Source organism: Muricoccus radiodurans (assembly GCF_050154705.1).
In the GTDB taxonomy this organism is placed as follows: domain Bacteria; phylum Pseudomonadota; class Alphaproteobacteria; order Acetobacterales; family Acetobacteraceae; genus Roseomonas; species Roseomonas radiodurans.
This window is the reverse complement of record NZ_CP189561.1, coordinates 5,841,567-5,859,558: the sequence shown is the minus strand read 5'-3', so window position 1 is coordinate 5,859,558 and position 17,992 is coordinate 5,841,567. Positions and strand designations below refer to the sequence as shown.

The window sequence follows — 17,992 nt, the reverse complement described above, 5'->3', positions numbered from 1 at the left end:
GCGGTTCAGTCCTGCGCCACGCGGTCGGGCCGTCGCCCGCGGGCGACGCCGGCGGGACGGACGGTGCGGTGCAGCGCGCTGCCGCGGCCGGAGAGGGAAGGATTGGTCATGAAATACTCATGCGCGGAGATGGGCTGCGCCCCGGGGTCGAGCCGCTGGTAAGCGCCGTCCGCGTGCAACTCCCAGGACTGGGCGCGGTCCTTCAGGTTCACGACCATGATCTGGTCGAGGATCTGCGCGTGCACGGTCGCGTTCTCGACCGGCACCATCGTCTCCACCCGCCACTCCATGTTGCGGGCCATCCAGTCGGCGCTGGAGATGAAGACGCGGGCGCGGCGGGAGGGCAGCCGGTGCCCGTTGCCGAAGACGAGGACGCGGGAGTGCTCGAGGAAGCGGCCGACGATGGACTTCACCCGGACGTTGGAGGAGAGGCCGGGCACGCCGGGCCGCAGGCAGCAGATGCCGCGGATGATGCACTCCACCTTCACCCCCGCCTCGCTCGCGCGGTACAGCGCGTCGATCAGGTTCTCGTCCACCAGGGAGTTCATCTTCAGCCAGATGCCGGCGGGGCGGCCTTCCTGCGCGTGGGCGATCTCCGCCTCGATCAGCCCCATGATCGTTGGCCGGATCGTCAGGGGGGAGAAGGCGAGCGCCTCCATCCGCTCGGGCCGCGCGTAGCCCGTCATGTAGTTGAACAGGCGCGCGGCGTCGCGCGTCAGCCCGGGATCGGTGGTGAAGAAGGAGAGGTCCGTGTAGATGCGCGCTGTGACGGGGTGGTAGTTGCCCGTGCCGAAATGCGCGTAGGAGCGGAGTGCGGTGCCCTGCCCGCTGGCCTCCCGCCGCACGACGAGCGAGACCTTCGCGTGGGTCTTCAGGTCCACGAAGCCGTACACGACCTGCACGCCCGCCGCCTCCAGCATGCGCGCGAGGGCGATGTTGCGCTCCTCGTCGAAGCGGGCTTTCAGCTCCACCATGGCGGTGACGGACTTGCCTGCCTCCGCCGCCTCGATCAGCGCGCGCGCGATCGGGCTGTCGCGGGAGGTGCGGTAGAGCGTCTGCTTAATCGCCACCACCGCCGGGTCGCGCGCCGCCTGGCGCAGGAACTGCACGACCACGTCGAAGGATTCATAGGGGTGGTGGACGACGATGTCCTTCGTCCGGATCGCGGCAAAGCAGTCCCCGCCGAAGTCGAGGATGCGCTCCGGGAAACGCGGCGTGTAGGGCGTGAAGAGCAGGTCCGGCCGGTCGTCGGTGATGAGCTGCGTCAGGTCCGACAGGCCGAGCAGGCCGTCGATGGAGAAGAGCTCCGCGCGGGGCGCGTCCAGCTCCTCCGCCACGAGGTCCACCATGTCGGGCGCCGTGTCGTGCGTGACGGAGAGCCGGATGGCGACGCCGCGGCGGCGGCGCTTCAGCGCCGTCTCGTAGGAGCGGACGAGGTCCTCCGCCTCCTCCTCGAACTCCACGTCCGTGTCGCGGATCAGGCGGAACAGCCCGCGCTCCGCGAGGATGAAGCCGGGAAAGAGGCGCTTGAGGTTGAGGAGGATCACCTCCTCCAGCAGCACGAAGCGCGCGGGCTCCCGCACCCCGTCGGCCCGGGCCAGGCCGTCCGAGGGCAGGCGGATGAAGCGCTCGATCTGGGGCGGCAAGGGCAGCAGGGCGCGCATCGTGCCCCCGTCCTCCTCCCGAACGAGCTTCATCATGAGGCAGAGCGCGAGGTTCGCGATGAAGGGAAAGGGGTGCGCGGGGTCCACGGCCAGCGGGGTGAGGACCGGGAAGACCCGGTCCATGAACCAGCTGGACAGCCACTCCCGGTCCTCCTCGGTCAAGTCGGCGGGGTTGCACAGGACGACGCCCGCGGCCTCCAGCCGGCCGCGCAGGTCGCGCCAGGCATCCTGCTGCCGCCGGATCAGGGCGCCCGCCCGCTCATGGATGGCGGCGAGCTGCTGCGCGGCGGTCAGCCCGTCCGGCGAGACGGCGCCGATCCCCGCCCGCTCCTGCCCGACCAGCCCGGCCACGCGGACTGAGTAGAACTCGTCCAGGTTGGCAGAGGAGATCGCGACGAAACGCAGCCGCTCCAGCAGCGGATGCCGGTCGTTCGCGGCCTCGTCCAGCACGCGCTCGTTGAAGGCGAGCCAGGAGAGCTCGCGGTTGATGAACCGCCCGGGGTCCGACATCCCTGGCGGGGTGGGGACAGGGTCGGCGGCCGGGGCGGGACCGGATTTCCGGGCTTCGGTGATCGTGTCCATGGTCGCTTACTAGCAGGGGCTAGAGAAGGCTGCCCATGGAAGCGGGGGCAGGGCCGGAAGGTTCCACGGAACCGTCATCTGACGCGCCCGGACGGGAGTGCTCCTCCGGCCCCAGCAGCCCGGCGAGGGCGGCGCGGGCGAGGGTGCGGGTGATCGGCCGCCCCCGGTCCATGGCGGCGCGGTCCAGCCGGGCGGCCGCCTCGGCCATGGCCGCGGGCTCGCGCGGGAGCCGAGCGATCAGCCAGTCGCGCATGACCGCCTCCACCCGGAGCTGCCTCGCGGCGAAGTGACGGGTCAGCAGGGCGCGGAGAAGGTTGTCCGTCGGCCGCTCCAGCTCCGCGGTCACGGTGGCCCGCAGGCGGCTGGCGAGGTCGGGCAGCCGGACCGTCCAGCGCGCCGGCGGCAGGCGGCCCGCCAGCAGAAGCAGGTGCCCCCCGGCCGCGCAGGCGTTGATGAGGTGGAACAGCGCCGCCTCCTCGGCCACGAGGTCGGCGTCGTCAAGGGCGGTCGGCGCCCCCTCCGGCACGCCGCGCAGGTCCGGGCCGTGCAGGCGCTGCAGTTCCAGGCGCTTCGAGGCGAGGGCGAGGTAGGCCGACTTGCCGCACCCCTCCGGCCCGTAGATCGCGAGTCGTCCGTTCGGCCAGGATTCCGGATCGGCCAGCCAGGTCCGGACCACCGCGTTGGACGCGTCGAGGATCGGGTCCGCCTCGGGCTCCGCGCGCACCACCAGCGGCAGGGGCAATTGACGCGCCACGCCTATTCCCCCCGCCTCAGCCACCGGTCCGCGGCGGGTCGAGGTAGAGCGGGCTCTCCAGGTACCGCCGCAGCCAGTAGCGGGCGAGCACCCCGATGGCCGCCGCGATCGGAACCGCCAGCAGCACGCCGAGGAAGCCGAAGGCCACGCCGCCGGCGAAGAGCGCGAAGATCACCCAGACCGCGTGCAGCTCGACCCGGTCTCCCAGCAGGCGGGGATAGATGATGTAGCCCTCCACGATCTGCCCCACCAGGAACACCCCCACCACCATCGCCACCCCGCGGGCCGTGCCGAACTGACCGATCGCCAGCAGCACCGCCGTCGCCATGCCGGTGAAGGACCCGACATAGGGGATGAAGGTGAACATCCCCGCCAGCAGCCCGACCAGCAGCCCCAGCTCGAGTCCCACGGCCGAGAGCGCCAGGGCGTAATACACCGCCAGCATCGCGCAGCAGATCAACTGCCCGCGCAGCCAGGCCGAGAGCACGCGGTCCGTGTCATGCGCGAGCTGCCGCAGCACGGCGGCGTTGCGCCGGGGCAGCCAGGACTCCACCCGACCGATCAGCCGGGGCCAGTCCCGCAGCAGGTAGAAGCCGACGATCGGCGTTACCACGACGAAGGTGAAGACGTTGAACAGCGCGTAGCCGCCGCCGATGAGCCGGGTGGCGGAGGTGCCGAGCCAGACGACGATGGAGCCGACCTGCTGGACGGCGAGATCCTTCAGCCGGGGGTCCAGCACCATCGGGGCCATCGCCTCTTCCGCGGCCGCCAGGGCGTCGGTCAGCGCCTCCCCGATCCGGGCGACATAGGCGGGGAGCTGCGTGAGAAGCACGCCGATCTGCGAGATCAGCAGCGGGTAGAGCAGCACGAGGGAGAGCAGCGCCAGGGCCAGCAGCCCGGCGATCAGCAGCCCCGCGCCGAGCGAGCGCGGCACCCCGATCCGCGCGAGACGCGTGGCGACCGGGTCGAGGAAGTAGGCGATGCAGACCGCCAGCACGAAGGGCGTGAGGATCGCCGCGAAGAACCACAGGCTGAAGACGAGGGCGGCCAGCACTCCGGCGACGAGCGCCACGCGCTGTCCGCGCGTAGCCGTGCGCGCGCCGGCCCCCGCCGCGCGGGGCGCGGAGAGGACCGGCCGCGACGCGGGCGGCGCCGGCGGAAGCGGGGCCGGCACCACCGGGGGAAACGGCCCGGGCGGGCGGGGCGCCGGCGGCTTCACCTCAGGTGGCGATGCGCGAGGCGTCGCGGACATAGGCGGCGCCCGACGCGATGGTGCTGCCCGCCACGCACCAGACGAGCGCCGGCAGGAGCCATCCCCCATCCAGCCCGAAGCCCGACAGCAGCAGCGCCATCCCGGCGAGGGCGATCTGGAGAAAGGTGTTCAGCTTCGACACGAGAAGCGGCCGGATCGCCGGACGCGTGCCGAGCAGCGCGAGCACCATCAGCCCGCCGACGATCAGTACGTCCCGGAACACGACGAGGATGGCCAGCCAGTCCGGCAGCACCCCCACCACCGCGAGCGCCACGTAGACCGAGACGAGCAGCGCCTTGTCCGCCACCGGGTCCAGCACGGCGCCGAGGAAGGAGCGGGCGTTGCGGACCCGCGCCCACCATCCGTCCACCGCATCCGACACGCCGGCGCCGACGAAGACCCAGAAGGCGAGGTCCAGCCGGTGCTGGATGATCAGCCACACCGCCGCCGGCACGGCGCAGAGCCGGCCGAGGGTGATGATGTTCGGGACGGTGAAGAGCTGGCCAGCGGGCCGCTCCGCCATCGCCGATTCGGGGCGGTTGGACGGCGGGGCGGCGCCCCGGTCAGGGCCCTCCGGCAAGGCCCACGCGCCAGACGGGGGCGCTGTTCGGGGCGCCGGGGGGCCCACCCGCCGCCTGGGCGAGGAGGATGCCGCCCGCGGCGAGTTCCTCCGCCGCCACGTTCGGCGGGCTGCGCAGGCCTAGGCGGAGACGCGCGCTCTCGGTCGAGATGGAGACGACGTCCACGCTGCCCACCGCCGGATGGGCGAGGAGGCGCCGGCGGAGGTCGATCCACTCGTTCATCGATCCGAAGCGGGTGGCGGCGTCGAGATAGGCGGTCAGGGGCAGGAGCGGCCGCACGCCGGAGGGCGGGACATAGGCCGCGTCCTCCGGGTTGCGGGGGCGCGGCTCGGAGGACGGGCGGGGCTGCGCGGCGGCGTCCCCGGAGGCAGCGGGCGCCGCCGGGGCCGAGCGGCCGGCGCCGCGGAAGCGCACGGTGAAGCGGCCGGAATAGCCGTTCCGGGTGGTCCGCTCCTCTTCCACCACCATGGACTGAACCATGGACTCGATCTGGGACTGGGAGGCGCTGGCGGAGCGGCCGGTCGCGGCGGCCATGCGGCCATAGGCGATCCGCTGGGCGCTGGCCATGGCGCGCTCCCGCGCCACCACGGCGTTCTCGGCGGTCGCCTCGGCCGGGACGCCGCGCTGGACATAGGGGTCGTCCTGCGCCGCGGCGGGCGGCGCCCAGGCTGCCACGAAGGCGGCCGGGGAGAGGAGCATGGCGGACAGGAGCGCGGCCCGGATTGCGCGGGGCGCCCGGACGTGATGGTTTCCGCGACCGTCTGACCTGGGCATCGGCATTCCTCTGCTGGCCCTCAGGATTAGCCGATCAGGGGCCGCCATGACCAGACTGACCTACCGCGACGCCGGCGTGGACATCGAGGCCGGGGACGCGCTGGTGGACCGGATCAAGCCGCTGGCCCGCTCCACCGACCGTGCCGGGACCATGGGGGGGCTGGGCGGCTTCGGCGCGCTGTTCGACCTCAAGGCGGCCGGGTTCACCGACCCCGTGCTCGTCTCCTCCACGGACGGGGTGGGCACGAAGCTGCGCCTGGCGATCGAGGCGCGGCACCACGCCACGGTGGGCGTGGACCTCGTGGCGATGTGCGCGAACGACCTTGTCGTGCAGGGGGCGGAGCCGCTCTTCTTCCTCGACTACTTCGCGACCGGCGCGCTGGACGTGGCCCAGGCCGCCGAGGTGGTCGCCGGCATCGCCGAGGGCTGCCGCCAGGCCGGCTGCGCCCTGGTGGGCGGCGAGACGGCCGAGATGCCTGGGATGTATTCGAAGGGCGACTACGACCTGGCGGGCTTCTCCGTCGGCGCGGCGGAGCGGGGCGCGCTGCTGCCGCGCGGCGATGTCGGCGCGGGCGACGTGGTGCTGGGGCTGGCCTCCTCCGGCGTGCACTCTAACGGCTTCTCGCTCGTGCGCCGCATCGTGGCGGGCGGCAATGCCGGGCTGGGTGATCCCGCGCCCTTCGCATCGGGCCGCACGCTCGGCGAGGCGCTGCTGGAGCCGACGCGGATCTACGTGAAGCCGCTGCTCGCCCTGCACCGCGCCGGGCTGCTGAAGGCGGCCGCGCACATCACCGGCGGCGGCCTCGTCGGCAACCTCCCGCGCGTGCTGCCGGAGGGGACGGAAGCGGTGCTGGACGCCCGGGCCTGGCCCGTGCCGCCGGTCTTCGCCTGGCTGGCGCGGATCGGCAATGTCGCGCCGGAGGAGATGCTGCGCGTCTTCAACTGCGGGATCGGCATGGCCATCGTCGTCGCCGCGGAGCACGCGGAGGCCGCGGCCGCGCTGCTGGCGGAGCACGGCGAGACCGCGCACCGCATCGGCCGGATCGAGTCGGCCGGGGGCGAGGCCCAGGTGCGGATGGAGAACCTCTCGGCCACGTGGCCCGGCGCGTGAGGCGGCGCGTCGCGGTCCTTATCTCCGGCCGGGGCAGCAACCTCGGCGCGCTGATCGGGGCGGCCCAGGACCCGGACTACCCGGCGGAGATCGCGCTCGTCCTGTCCAACCGCGCCGAAGCGGCGGGGCTGGAGCGGGCGCGCGCGGCCGGCATTCCCACGGCGGTGGTCGAGAGTCGCCCCTTCGGCCGCGACCGCGCGGGCTTCGAGGCCGCCGTGCAGGCGGCGCTGGACGCGCACGGGGTGGAGATCGTAGCGCTCGCCGGCTTCATGCGCGTGCTGACCGAGGGCTTCGTCACCCGCTGGGCCGGGCGGATGATCAACATCCACCCCTCCCTCCTGCCCGTCTTCCCCGGGCTGGACACCCATGTCCGGGCCCTGGCCGCCGGGGTGCGGCTGCACGGCTGCACGGTTCACTTCGTGACGCCCGGCGTGGATGAGGGGCCCATCATCGCCCAGGCCGCGATCGGCGTGCGCGCCGATGACGACGAGGCGAGCCTCGCGGCCCGCGTGCTGGCGCAGGAGCACCTTCTCTATCCCGCCGCCCTCGCCTGGGTCGCCGCCGGCGCCGCCCGGCTGGAGGGCGGCCGGGCCGTGGTGGACGCCCCGGCCACCGAGGAGTCCCTGCGCAGCCCCTTGCCCGCGTCCCCTCCCCTTCCTACACGGAAGGCCTGACCGCCGTCCCGCCCCCGGGGCGGCCAAGATCCAGGGCAGGGCCATGGCCGAAGCGGAACAGCACATCGACTACGTGGCGGTGGACGCCAAGGACATCCTGGCCGAGCGCCAGAACGGCTGGGCGATGTTCACCCGCTCCGCCACCTGGGGGATCGTGCTGATCGCCCTGCTTCTCATTGCGCTGAAGGTTCTTTTCGGCTGACCCTCCGCCGGTCCTGTCCCCCGCGGGACAGGGCCGAGATGGCGGCTTGATGGCACTCCGTCCATCCGAACACGGAAGGACGGACCATGACCACGGACTCCCTGGGGAACCCCCTCTCCTGCGCCCCGAACGCGGTTCCGGCGCTGGAGCGCGCGACCGACAAGCTGCACGCCTACCAGGCCGATCCCATCGCCGACGTGGACGCGCTGCTGGAGGAGCACCCGGACTGCGTGATGGCGCTCGCGCTGCGGGCCGGTGCCCTCGCAACCGCGCTCGACAAGGCCTTCGAGCCGGAGCTGCGCGCGACGCTGGAAAAGGCGGAGCCGCTGCTCCCCATCGCCAATGACCGGGAGCGCGGCCACTTGGCCGCGTCGCGCCGCTGGTCGGAGGGCGACTTCTCCGGCGCGGTCGAGACCTGGGGCCGCGTTGCCATCGAGCACCCGCGCGACCTGCTGGCGACGCAGCTCGCCCAGATCGGGGATTTCGCGCTCGGACAGTCGCAGATGCTGCGGGACCGCGTCGCGCGGGTGCTGCCCCACTGGGGCCAGGGCATGCCGGGCCGCGGCTACGTGCTGGGCATGCACGCCTTCGGGCTGGAGGAGTGCGGCCAGTACGACCGCGCCGAGGCCGCTGGGCGGGAGGGCCTGTCCCTCAACCCGCAGGATGGCTGGGCCGCCCACGCCGTCGCCCATGTGCTGGAGATGACCGGCCGCGCCGAGGAGGGCGCCGCCTTCCTGCGCGGCACGAGCGCGGGATGGCATCCGAACAGCATGTTCGCCTACCACAACTGGTGGCACCTCGCGCTCTTCCACCTGGAGCGGCGCGACACCGACGGCGCGCTGCGCCTGTATGACGAGGCGGTGTCCTTCGGCGGCTTCGTCGCGGCGCAGCAGATGGTGGACGCCTCCGCTCTGCTCTGGCGCGTCTGGCTGATGGGCGCAGATGTGGGTGACCGTTGGACCGCGCTGGCCGCGGATTGGCGCACGCGGATCGATCACGGCTACATGGCCTTCAACGACCTGCACGCCATGATGGCCTTCATCGGCGCCGGCGACGTGGATGCGCAGGCGGCGCTGCTGTCCAACATGGAGCGGACGGCGCGGGCGGTCGGCGGCAACGGCATGATGACGCGGGACGTGGGCCTGCCCGCCTGCCGTGGCTTCGCGGCCTTCGGGCGCGGCGACTACGCCGGCTGCCTCGAGGCGCTGCTGCCCATCCGCGGCATCGCCAACCGCTTCGGCGGCAGCCACGCGCAGCGCGACATCCTCTCCTGGACGCTCACCGAGGCGGCGATCCGAATGGGCCATGCCCGGATGGCCGAGACGATGGCGGCGGAGCGGCTGGCCGCGAAGCCGGAGAGCCCGCTCAACCTCGCCTGGGCGCGACGGGCGACGGTGCTGACGCACCAACTGGCGGCGTAGCGCGACACGGGTCCGGGGCCTTCCCCCGGACCCGTCCGGTCAGGCGGGTGCGGCCGCGCGGCGCCGAAAGGCGGCCTCGGCCGTGCGGCGGTAGATCTCCTCCAGCTCCCGGCACAGGCCCGCGGGGTCGCAGGCCGGGCTGGCGGCGACGGCGGCGCGCTGCCCGGCGCGGCGCCGCGCCAGATGCTGGGGCGATGCGGCGAGGCGCACCGCCAGAGCCACCAGCGCGTCCTCGTCCGCGGCCACGTCCTCCTCATAGCCGGCGGCGACGAGGAGGGAGCGACTGGTGCGTCCGGCCCAGCGGTCCCCGACGGTGGTCAGGACGGGCACGCCCTGCCAGAGCGCCTCGGCGGTCGTTGTGCCCCCATTGTAGGGGAAGGTGTCGAGCGCGAGGTCCACGCGGTCATAGGTGCGGAGGAACTCGTCATGGGTGCCGCCGCCCTCAAGCGTCAGGCGATTGGGCAGGATACCCCCGGCGGCGAAGCGGGAAAGCAGGTCGGCGCGGTTGCTCGCCGCATCCAGGCCGCGGTTCCGCAGCAGCAGGCGCGAGCCCGGCACAGCGCGCAGGATGGAAGACCAGACGGAGAGCGTCTTCGGCGTGAGCTTGTAGGCGGAGTTGAGGCTGCCGAAGGTGACTTGCCCCTCCCGCAGCATCGGCGGCGGCGCAACCGGCGGCGCCTCGTAGAAGAAGGTGAAGGGCAGGTAGGTCTGCGCGACGCGGAGGATGGGCTCGGAGCAGAAGCGCTCCTCTTCCGGCAGGATGCTTCGCGCGTCACCGACCAGGGCGTTGAGATGCGGGAAGCCCGTCGTGCCGTACATGCCGTTCCAGGCGATCTGCACCGGCGCGGCGCGGTGCAGTAGCAGCGGCAGGCGGGCGGGGTGGCTATAGCCGTTCAGGTCCACCAGCACGTCGATGCCGGCCTCCGCGACGTGACGCGCGAGGTCGGCGTTGAGCATGCCCGTCACCTCCCAGATGCGGTCGTTGTCGTGGTCGCGGTAACCGGCCTCGGCGCAGGGCGCGGCGCCGTCGCAGATGAGGTTGACCTCGAAGCGGTCGCGGTCATGGGCGTTGATGACGCCCATGTACATCTTCATCCAATTCGGCCGGTCGAAGAAGGAGCCGTAATAGGCGATCCGCAGCCGCGGTCCGGGCGCCGGGGCGGCGCGCAGCGGCGTGACGGAGGCGGCCTCCGCGGCGGCCCAGCGGGCGCGGGAATGCAGGACGGCGGCGTGGTCCAGCTCCGGGTCGCCCGGCGCCATGATCGCCGCGTTGGCGACCGCGGCGGCGCGCGCGGCGGCGTCGCCCTCGCGGATCGCGCGCTCGTTCTCCCGCATCGCCTCCGACACGTACCCGATCGCGAAGAGCGCCTTGGCGAGGTTCACGCGCAGCCGCGCCTCCCCGGGGCGGAGGTTCAGCGCCTCCCGCAGCGCCGGGATCGCCTCCCCGTATTCGAGCAGCGCGGCGGCGGCGTGGCCAAGGCCGGACCAGGCGTCGAAGGAAGAGCGGTCGGCGGAGACGGCCTCGCGATAGGCGTGCACGGCCTCCGCGAGCTTTCCGTCGAGATGCAGGCGGTCCGCCCGGTCGAGGTGGATCTGGCTCATCGCGGGATCTCGCGTCGCGTGGTGGTGGAGGGCCGGATCACGGGCGCCGCCCTGGCAGCGCCACGAGGATGCCGCCGCCGGCGATGATGGCGGCCCCGAGCAGGGTCCACCCGTCCGGCCAGTCCCCGAAGACGAGGGCGGAGGATAGGGTGGACCAGACGAGCTGGGTGTAGGTCATCGGCGCCAGCAGGCTGGCCGGGGCCCGGGAATAGGCCTGAACAAGGAGAAAGTGTCCCGCCGCCCCGAAGACGCCGGCGAGCGCGAGCAGTGCCCAGCCGAGCCCGGTGGGCGGCGTCCAGACGAAGGGCTGCACGACGGCAGTGACGAGGCCCGCCGCGATGCCCGTGTGCAGGATGGTGGTGTGGGGATCATCCACCGCGGCCAGCTTGCGGGTCAGGATCTGGTAGCCCGCGAAGACCGCAGCCGTGCCGAGCGGCAGGATCAGGGCCCAGTGGGGCGGCTCCTCCCCGGTCAGGAAGGGCGGGCGGAGCGCCACGAGGACGCCGAGGAAGCCCACCGCAATGCCGGCCCAGCGGCGGGCCGAGACGGATTCCTTCAAGACCAGCGCGGCGAGGGCCACCGTCAGCAACGGCGAGGCGAAGGACACCGCCGCGGCGTCCGCCAGCGGCACATGCGCGAGGGCGACGGTGAAGAGCACGTTGGCCATCACGAGCGTGAGGCTGCGGACGGTCTGCGTCACCGGCGCCCGGCTGCGCCAGGGAAGGCGTCCCGTCGCGATCCGCAGCGCCAGGGCCACGCTGATCATGTGGAAAAGGAACCGGCAGAAGACGATCTGCGGGATCGGGTACTCGGTGGTCAGCAGCTTCGTCACCGTGTCGAGCGCGACGAAAAGCACCAGCGCCGAGAGCTGGAACAGGAGGCCGGAGAGGGCGGGAGACATCGAGGGCCATCATGGCATGGCCGGCACCGCGCCACCCACCCGCCATCGCCCGGAATCGCACGGCGCCGCGAGGACGACGTTGCTAACTTGGCAAGCATTGTCTCAATATGTCGACTGAAGGGCCGGTGGGGATGCCGGCCGCGGAGGGAGTCCGGTCAGTGGCGAAGGTCTGGGTCTATTCGTGGAACCATGTCCGGGGCGGCACGGGCGCGGCCTGGGGCCACTCGTCGCTCCAGGTGGAGAGCGGGCCCTACATCTCCTGGTGGCCCTCCGCTGACGGTGAGCGGGACTATCTGGTGGACCGCAACAAGCATCCCACGATGGCGAAAATGCTCGGGAAGCTGATCGGCACCACGAACATCTACAAGGTGAAGCACCGCTGCAACCCGACGCTGCAGGCGGACAACCATGCCGAGGGGCGGCCGCCCGACGATGTGGTGGAGATCGCCAACGGCGTGCTGAACACCGGGGCCATCGAGACCTGGTGGCGCGGCTATGCCTATGAGACGGCGTCCTACCACAGCCTGAAGAAGAACTGCTCCACCACCGTCATCCGGGCGCTGCGCGCCGGCGGGTCGGACAAGCATGTGTCGGTGAAAAAGCTTGGCACGAAGGGCAAGCTTGGCTCGATCGACTTCTTCTCGAAGCAGACGGGGTGGGAGCCGACCGACATCATGGCCTATCTCCGGCTGATGAACCGGAGCCTCGGCGACGCCAAGGTGAACATGCGCGGCACGGCGAGCACGACGCCGCCGCCGCGCAACGAGCCGGTGGAGGGCGGCGTGCAGATGTGCATGGAGCACGGGCAGCCGCTGCTGAGCTGCACGGACTGCTGAAGGCCTAATCCGCCGTCACGTTCGCGGCCCGCGCGACCGGGCCCCACATCGCGTCCTGCTGGCGGATCGCCTCCGCCAACTCGGCGCGGGTGGAGCCGACGGGCTCGGCCGCCAGCTCCCGCAGGCGGGCGGCGACGGCGGGATCGCGGGCGATGGCGATCATCGCCTCTTCCAGCCGAGCGGCCATCGGCTCCGGCAGGTTGCGCGGGGCCATGAGCGCGAGCCAGGTCTCGGCGGCGAAGCCCGGGATCGATTCGGCCACCACGGGGATGTCGGGGGCCAGCGACACGCGCGCCGGGGAGGCGATGGCGATGGCGCGCGCCCGGCCGTCGCGGGCCGGCGGCAGGCCGGTGACGACCGTGTCGGTGTAGAGGGTGATCGTGCCGTTCAGCAGGTCCGGCAGGGCGGGGCCGGTACCGCGGTAGTGGACGATGGTGCACTCCTTCTCCAGCGCGCGCATCAGCAGCGACACGGCCAGGTGCTGCGTGGTGCCCGCGCCGGGGGTGCCGCAGGGGACGGGGCCGCGCTCCAGCGCCGTCCGAAGGCTGGCGATGTCCGTGATGCCGGCGTTGGGCGCCGCCAGGAAGATCACGGGGATGGCGGCGAAGCGGCTGATCGGCGTCAGGTCCGTCAGAGGGTCGAAGGGCATCTGCCGGTAGATGTGGCGGTTGATGACCAGCGGCCCCGCCGGCACGGCGCCGAGGGTGTTGCCGTCGGGCGCGGCGCGCGCGACGGCGTCGGCCGCGATGTTGCCGCCCGCGCCGGTGCGGTTCTCCACGACGACGGTGCGGCCGAGGCGGGCGGCCAGCCCCTCCCCCATCACGCGCGTCAGCAGGTCGATGCCGCCGCCGGGCGGGAAGCCGACGATGAGGCGGATGGGGGGCTGGGCCGCGGACGGAGTCTGCGCCGCGGCAGGGCCCGCCAGAAGGATCGTGGCGGCGAGGGCGGCGAGGAGGCGCATCGGGTTCACTGCTCCAGGCGGATGTTGTTCTCGCGAATCACGCGCCCCCAGCGGGCGTGCTCCTCGCGCAGGCGGGTGGCCAGGGCCTCTCGGCCGCCCGGCAGGGGCTCCACGCCGAGGTTGGCGAGGCGGGCGACGGTCTCCGGGTCGGCCTTCACCGCCACCATCTCGCGTTCGAGGCGCGCGGCAGGGGCGTCGGGAAGGCCGCGCGGGGCGAAGAGGCCGAACCAGGAGACCGCCTCGAAGCCCGGGATGAACTCGGACATGGCGGGTACGTCGGGCAGCGCGGGGCTGCGGGCGGCGGAGGTGACGGCGAGGAGGCGGAGCTGGCCCGCAGCGACGGGGCCGCGCACGACGGAGAGGTTGTCGAACAGGACGGGGATGCGGCCGGCGAGCGTGTCCGTGGCGGCGGGCGCGCCCGCGGCGGCGTGGACCAGCGGGCAGTCGGCGCCCCATTCGCGGATCGTCATCGCCATCGCCATGTGCAGCAGCGACCCGATGGTGGAGCCGTTGCAGGACACGCGGCCGCCCTGCGCCCCGAGCCAGGCGCGGAGTTCGGGGACGGTGTTCGCGGGCACCGAGGGATGGACGACGAGGCCGCTGGTCGCGGCGGCGATCGGGGCGATGGGCGAGACGTCGCGCAGCGGGTCGAACGGCATGCGCGCGATCAGATGGGGGTTCACGGCCAGCGGGGCGGCGGGAATCAGGCCGATCGTGTAGCCGTCCGGCGTCGCGCGGGCGACGGCATCCGCACCGATGACGCCGCCGGCGCCGGCGCGGTTCTCGACCACCACCGTGCCGTTCAGGCGTCGCGCGAGGCCCTGGGCGACGAGGCGGCCGACCACGTCCGGGCCGGTGCCGGGCGGGTAGCCGATCAGGAAGCGCACGGGGCGATCGGGCTGCCAGTCCTGCGCCTCGGCGGCGGCCGGCAGGAGAAGCGCGAAGGCGGCCGCGAGGGCCCGGCGCAGGCGGCTCATCCCTTCTCCACCTCCAGGAACTGCGGCGGCACGTGGTCCGTCAGCCAGACGCCGTTCTCGCTGCGGAGGAAGACGTGGCCGTCGCGGGCCATGTCGCCGGACCGCACGCGGAGCACCACGGGGCGGCCGTGGCGGCGCCCGACCGTCAGGGCGGTGTCCCGGTCCGGGCTCAGATGGACGTGGTGGCGGGACATGCGGCGCAGGCCGCCCGCGAGGATCGGTGCGAGATTCGGTTCGGCCGTGCCGTGGTAGAGGTGGTCGGGCGGGGTCTCGACCCGGTGGTCGAGGCTCACCGCCACGACGCTGTGGCCCTGGTTGGCGCGGATGCGGGTCCCGTCGGGCGAGAGGCTGTAGCGGCCCTTCGCGTCGGTCGCGACGATGGTGGCGAGGTGGTCCGCGGTGAGATCGTGGCCGCGGGCGCGCAGGCCGTGCAGCAGGGCCCCGGCATCGGTCCAGCCCTGTTGGTCCAGCGTCACGCCGGCGGCGGCGGGATCGTGGCGGAGGACGAGCGCGAGGAAGCGGCTGGCGCGGCCGAGGTCGGGCTTCGTCATCCGCCGCGGCCCTGGCTGCGGACGCGCTCCCAGTCGGCCTCGGTCAGGTCCTCCAGGAAGGAGAAGTTGCCAGCGCCCTTCAGCCAGCGGCCGCCATCGATGGTCACGCAGTCGCCGTTCACGTAGGCGGCGCCGTCGGAGACGAGATAGGCGGCGAGGTTGGCGAGTTCCTCGTGTTTTCCGGGGCGGCCGAGGGGGCCGCGGGTCTCGTAGTACCCGGCCATCTCGGGGCGGGGGAGCAGGCGGTCCCAGGCGCCCTTCGTCGGGAAGGGGCCGGGGGCGATGCCGACATGGCGGATGCCCTTCGGGCCCCATTCGACCGCCAGGGACTGCATCATCGCCTGCACGCCCGCCTTCGCCATGGCGGAGGGCACGACATAGGCGCTGCCGTGCCAGGCATAGGTCGCGAGGATGTTCAGGACCACGCGCGGGGCGCCCTCGGGCCTGCCCTGCGCGATCCAGCGGCGGCCGGCCGAGAGCGTGCAGTAGAGCGGGCCGTGTAGGGTGATGTTCAGGATCGTGTCGGCCGCGCGCGGAGAGAGGGATTCCGTGCGGGCGATGAAGTTCGCGGCGGCGTTGTTCACCAGGATGTCGAGAGCGCCGTCCTCCGCGAAGATCGCCTCCATCATCGCGTCCACGGCGGCGGGGTCGCGCACGTCCACGGCGTGGGTGTCCACGCGGGCACCGGTGGCGGCGGTGATCTCGGCGGCGGTGCGGGAGAGGACCTCGGCGCGGCGGCCGGCGAGGACGAGGGCGGCGCCGAGGGCGGCGAAGCGCTCGGCCATGCTCCGGCCGAGGCCGGTGCCGCCGCCCGTGACGAGGATGCGCTTGCCGGCCAGGAGGTCGGGTTGGAACACGGGGCGTCTCCTGCTCGTTGGCGGGAGGATGGACGGGGGGATGGAGGGGTGTCCATCGGTCGGCGCTTCACGGCGCGGCGGGGTGGCGCCATGCTCGGCCGAAAGAGGTCTGGGAGGACCGTCCATGGCCATCACCCGCCGCGCGGCGCTGCTCGCGCTGCCGTTGCCCTTCGTGGCCCGCGCCGCCACGGCCCAGGGGCGGTGGCGTCCCTCGGGGCCGGTGCGGATCGTCGTGCCGGCGGCGCCGGGCGGGACGACCGACATCATGGGGCGGCTGCTGGCGGCGCACCTGCAGGGGCGCTGGGGCGTGCAGGCCGTGGTGGAGAACAAGTCCGGCGGCGGCGGGATCATCGGGACGCAGGAGGTGGCGCGGGCGGCGCCGGACGGACAGACGATCCTGTCCGGGAATATCGGGCCGCAGGCGATCGCCTATTCCCTGTTCCGCAACATGCCCTACCGGCCGGAGAACCTGCAGCCGGTGTCCAACATGATCCGCGGGCCGAACGTGCTGGTCATCCATCCCTCGGTTCCCGCGAACGACGTGGCGGGTCTGGTCGCGCATCTGAAGGCAAATCCGGGGCGGCTGGCCTATGGATCGCCCGGCGTGGGGCAGTCGCCGCATCTGTCGGCGGTGTGGTTCTGCCAGCTCGCCGGGGTGGAGGCGACGCACGTGCCCTTTCGTGGGGCCGGGCCGGCGATGATGGAGTTGGTGGCGGGCAACATCCACTTCATGTTCGACAACCTGACCACGGCGATCGAGCAGATCCGCGCCGGGCGCGTGAAGGCACTGGCGGTGACGAGCGCGGACCGCAATCCGCAGCTGCCCGAGCTTCCGGCGGTGCGCGAGACAATGGCGGGGCTGTCGGCCTATGACGTGTCCACCTGGTTCGGGATGTTCCTGCCGGCGGGGGCGCCGCGGCCGGTGGTGGAGGCGCTGAACGAGGAGATCCGGGCGCTGGTAGGGGCGCCGGAGAACCAGAGCCGGTTCGCGCAGATGGGCGGGGTGCCGGCGGCGAGCGATGTGCCGACCTTCGAGCGCTTCGTGCGGGACGAGACGGCGAAGTGGGGCGAGGTGGTCCGGCGGGAGGGGCTATCCCTGGATGTGAGCTGAAAATCAAGCTCCTTGCTCCTTGGGAGGCGCTTCCTCTTCTGATCGCCGGGCTGGGCGTTTTCCCCGGGGGTCCGCCTGTTGTCTGGGCCGCGCCCGCGGTGACGGTGCGGCTGCTCTCGCTTCACGATTCGCTCTGCACCGCCCTGGCGCCCTTCCCGGTGCATCCGCATTACCGTCCCGGGTCTTGGGTGCCCCACGTCACGCTGAGCCAGGCGGGCGTGACCACGGCGGCTCGGGCTGTCGAGATCGCGATGTCGGCGTGGGACGGTCCGATCGAAGGGCGCCTGGACCGCGTCGAGCTGGTGCGGTTCCGGCCCGTGAGTGTCCTGTGGGGTTGCGCGCTTCAGCCTTCGGGTACGGGCTGATATCCGTCCGGTTAAAGCTACGTCATCCGGCGCCGAATGGCACCGACCGAACGGGTTCGTGGAGGCCGAACCCTTGCTTTCGATACCGCACCGGGATTGTCTTTCGCGTCGGCCCGACGACGTGGCCGTCGCCAGAGGTGCTGATGCTCAAAGCCCTGTTTCTCGCCGCCGGCCTGAGCGCCGCCGCGGTGGCACCAGCCGCGGCAGCCTTCGTTGGACTGGAGCGCTGGCAGGTCGGTGATTGGCTGATACGCATGCAGCAGGATATGGCAGCACCGGACCATCCGGCCCGATGTATCCTTTCCTCGATCGTTCCGGCCGGGCAGGTCTCCGTCCTGTTCGTGCACCCGGCCCACAACGTCGCCTCTCGCGAGAATCCGCAATTCGGTCTTCATCTGTCGAACACAGCCTGGCAGCTCGGGCCGGACAGTTCGGGTTCCGCGATCATCGAGGCGGGCGTCGGGCCGCTGACCTTCGATTTCCGGCGCCTCTCGGAGCAGGAGATGTGGTCGCCGATGCGCAGCGACGATCTCAGCCTCGTCTGGGCAGCGAGCGTCGCGCTGGAGCCGACGCGCGGCTCCGGCCGCTTCCCCAACGGTCAGACCTTCGCCGTGCCGCCCGGTAGCGACGATCTCGTTCAGGCGAGGGGCGCCTGCTTCGTGAAGATGAACGCTGCCCAGTTTCCGCAGGGCGGCGCCGCCGCCCCTGCCCCGGTGCAGCGCGACCCCTTCGCACCGGCGCGCTGACGGTTCCGAAGGCCCATCCGCGATCCTCGATGCGGGTGGATGGGCCGCGACGCCGCTTCCGCTGCGGCAA

19 protein-coding genes are annotated in these 17,992 nt (G+C 72.6%); 8 read left to right on the top strand and 11 right to left on the bottom strand.

Going from position 1 to position 17,992, the window contains the following annotated elements; genetic code table 11:
* Positions 1–5: 5 nt before the first annotated feature.
* The 5 genes from ACP6CK_RS27230 to ACP6CK_RS27210 all read right to left on the bottom strand — a co-directional run bounded on the left by ACP6CK_RS27230 (position 6) and on the right by ACP6CK_RS27210 (position 5,607).
* Positions 6–2,246 carry an RNA degradosome polyphosphate kinase gene (locus ACP6CK_RS27230; protein WP_426956472.1) on the bottom strand — a complete coding sequence of 747 codons (2,241 nt, stop codon included), beginning with the start codon at positions 2,244–2,246 and terminating at the stop codon, positions 6–8.
* 19 nt (positions 2,247–2,265) lie between these two features.
* Entirely contained in the window at positions 2,266–3,000 is a 735-nt protein-coding gene (locus tag ACP6CK_RS27225) for a chromosomal replication initiator DnaA (protein ID WP_426956471.1), read from the bottom strand.
* A gap of 16 nt (positions 3,001–3,016) precedes the next feature.
* Positions 3,017–4,072 (bottom strand): AI-2E family transporter, encoded by a 1,056-nt coding sequence (locus tag ACP6CK_RS27220; RefSeq protein ID WP_426956470.1) that lies wholly within the window; start codon positions 4,070–4,072, stop codon positions 3,017–3,019.
* 148 nt (positions 4,073–4,220) lie between these two features.
* Positions 4,221–4,775, bottom strand: coding sequence for a CDP-alcohol phosphatidyltransferase family protein (locus ACP6CK_RS27215; protein WP_426956469.1), 555 nt, complete (start codon positions 4,773–4,775; stop codon positions 4,221–4,223).
* A 40-nt stretch (positions 4,776–4,815) separates the two neighbouring features.
* Positions 4,816–5,607 (bottom strand): hypothetical protein, encoded by a 792-nt coding sequence (locus ACP6CK_RS27210; RefSeq protein ID WP_426956468.1) that lies wholly within the window; start codon positions 5,605–5,607, stop codon positions 4,816–4,818.
* 46 nt (positions 5,608–5,653) lie between these two features.
* Here ACP6CK_RS27210 and purM point away from each other — a divergent pair, with 46 nt between their 5' ends.
* The 4 genes from purM to ACP6CK_RS27190 all read left to right on the top strand — a co-directional run bounded on the left by purM (position 5,654) and on the right by ACP6CK_RS27190 (position 9,015).
* Entirely contained in the window at positions 5,654–6,718 is a 1,065-nt protein-coding gene (gene purM / locus ACP6CK_RS27205; RefSeq protein WP_426956467.1) for a phosphoribosylformylglycinamidine cyclo-ligase, read from the top strand.
* Positions 6,703–7,392, top strand: coding sequence for a phosphoribosylglycinamide formyltransferase (gene purN / locus ACP6CK_RS27200; protein WP_426956466.1), 690 nt, complete (start codon positions 6,703–6,705; stop codon positions 7,390–7,392). The genes purM and purN overlap by 16 nt, the downstream gene beginning before the upstream one ends.
* A 43-nt stretch (positions 7,393–7,435) precedes the next feature.
* The gene (locus tag ACP6CK_RS27195; protein WP_426956465.1) at positions 7,436–7,594 is read left to right on the top strand and encodes a preprotein translocase subunit SecE; all 159 of its coding nucleotides are present in this window, start codon (positions 7,436–7,438) and stop codon (positions 7,592–7,594) included.
* Between the two features lie 86 nt (positions 7,595–7,680).
* Entirely contained in the window at positions 7,681–9,015 is a 1,335-nt protein-coding gene (locus ACP6CK_RS27190; RefSeq protein WP_426956464.1) for a tetratricopeptide repeat protein, read from the top strand.
* Positions 9,016–9,054: 39 nt separating this feature from the next.
* Here the strand turns inward: ACP6CK_RS27190 and ACP6CK_RS27185 are convergent, their stop codons facing one another.
* Together ACP6CK_RS27185 and ACP6CK_RS27180 are read right to left on the bottom strand one after the other, a co-directional pair.
* Positions 9,055–10,617, bottom strand: coding sequence for a hypothetical protein (locus tag ACP6CK_RS27185; protein WP_426956463.1), 1,563 nt, complete (start codon positions 10,615–10,617; stop codon positions 9,055–9,057).
* Between the two features lie 37 nt (positions 10,618–10,654).
* Positions 10,655–11,518 carry a DMT family transporter gene (locus ACP6CK_RS27180; protein WP_426956462.1) on the bottom strand — a complete coding sequence of 288 codons (864 nt, stop codon included), beginning with the start codon at positions 11,516–11,518 and terminating at the stop codon, positions 10,655–10,657.
* A 158-nt stretch (positions 11,519–11,676) separates the two neighbouring features.
* On the opposite strand from ACP6CK_RS27180, the gene ACP6CK_RS27175 reads away from it, so the two are divergent.
* Positions 11,677–12,354, top strand: a complete 678-nt coding sequence (locus tag ACP6CK_RS27175) for a hypothetical protein (RefSeq protein ID WP_426956461.1) — start codon at positions 11,677–11,679, stop codon at positions 12,352–12,354.
* 4 nt (positions 12,355–12,358) lie between these two features.
* Here ACP6CK_RS27175 and ACP6CK_RS27170 read toward each other — a convergent pair whose 3' ends face one another.
* Genes ACP6CK_RS27170 through ACP6CK_RS27155 form a run of 4 tightly spaced genes read right to left on the bottom strand, consistent with a single transcriptional unit; the run spans position 12,359 to position 15,700 of the window.
* Complete coding sequence (locus ACP6CK_RS27170) at positions 12,359–13,315, bottom strand: Bug family tripartite tricarboxylate transporter substrate binding protein (protein WP_426956460.1); 957 nt, start codon at positions 13,313–13,315, stop codon at positions 12,359–12,361.
* Between the two features lie 5 nt (positions 13,316–13,320).
* Complete coding sequence (locus tag ACP6CK_RS27165; protein ID WP_426956459.1) at positions 13,321–14,292, bottom strand: Bug family tripartite tricarboxylate transporter substrate binding protein; 972 nt, start codon at positions 14,290–14,292, stop codon at positions 13,321–13,323.
* A complete protein-coding gene (locus tag ACP6CK_RS27160; RefSeq protein WP_426956458.1) occupies positions 14,289–14,843 on the bottom strand; it encodes an RNA 2'-phosphotransferase in 555 nt (184 codons plus the stop codon). The genes ACP6CK_RS27165 and ACP6CK_RS27160 overlap by 4 nt, the downstream gene beginning before the upstream one ends.
* On the bottom strand, positions 14,840–15,700 hold the full coding sequence (locus ACP6CK_RS27155) for an SDR family oxidoreductase (protein WP_426956457.1): 861 nt from the start codon (positions 15,698–15,700) through the stop codon (positions 14,840–14,842). The genes ACP6CK_RS27160 and ACP6CK_RS27155 overlap by 4 nt, the downstream gene beginning before the upstream one ends.
* Before the next feature lie 124 nt (positions 15,701–15,824).
* Between ACP6CK_RS27155 and ACP6CK_RS27150 the strand changes: the two genes are divergently transcribed.
* The 3 genes from ACP6CK_RS27150 to ACP6CK_RS27140 are packed head-to-tail and all read left to right on the top strand — an operon-like array spanning position 15,825 to position 17,922.
* Positions 15,825–16,811 (top strand): Bug family tripartite tricarboxylate transporter substrate binding protein, encoded by a 987-nt coding sequence (locus ACP6CK_RS27150; RefSeq protein ID WP_426956456.1) that lies wholly within the window; start codon positions 15,825–15,827, stop codon positions 16,809–16,811.
* Entirely contained in the window at positions 16,763–17,176 is a 414-nt protein-coding gene (locus tag ACP6CK_RS27145; RefSeq protein WP_426956455.1) for a 2'-5' RNA ligase family protein, read from the top strand. The genes ACP6CK_RS27150 and ACP6CK_RS27145 overlap by 49 nt, the downstream gene beginning before the upstream one ends.
* Positions 17,140–17,922, top strand: coding sequence for a hypothetical protein (locus tag ACP6CK_RS27140; RefSeq protein ID WP_426956454.1), 783 nt, complete (start codon positions 17,140–17,142; stop codon positions 17,920–17,922). The genes ACP6CK_RS27145 and ACP6CK_RS27140 overlap by 37 nt, the downstream gene beginning before the upstream one ends.
* The last annotated feature ends 70 nt before the right edge of the window (positions 17,923–17,992 follow it).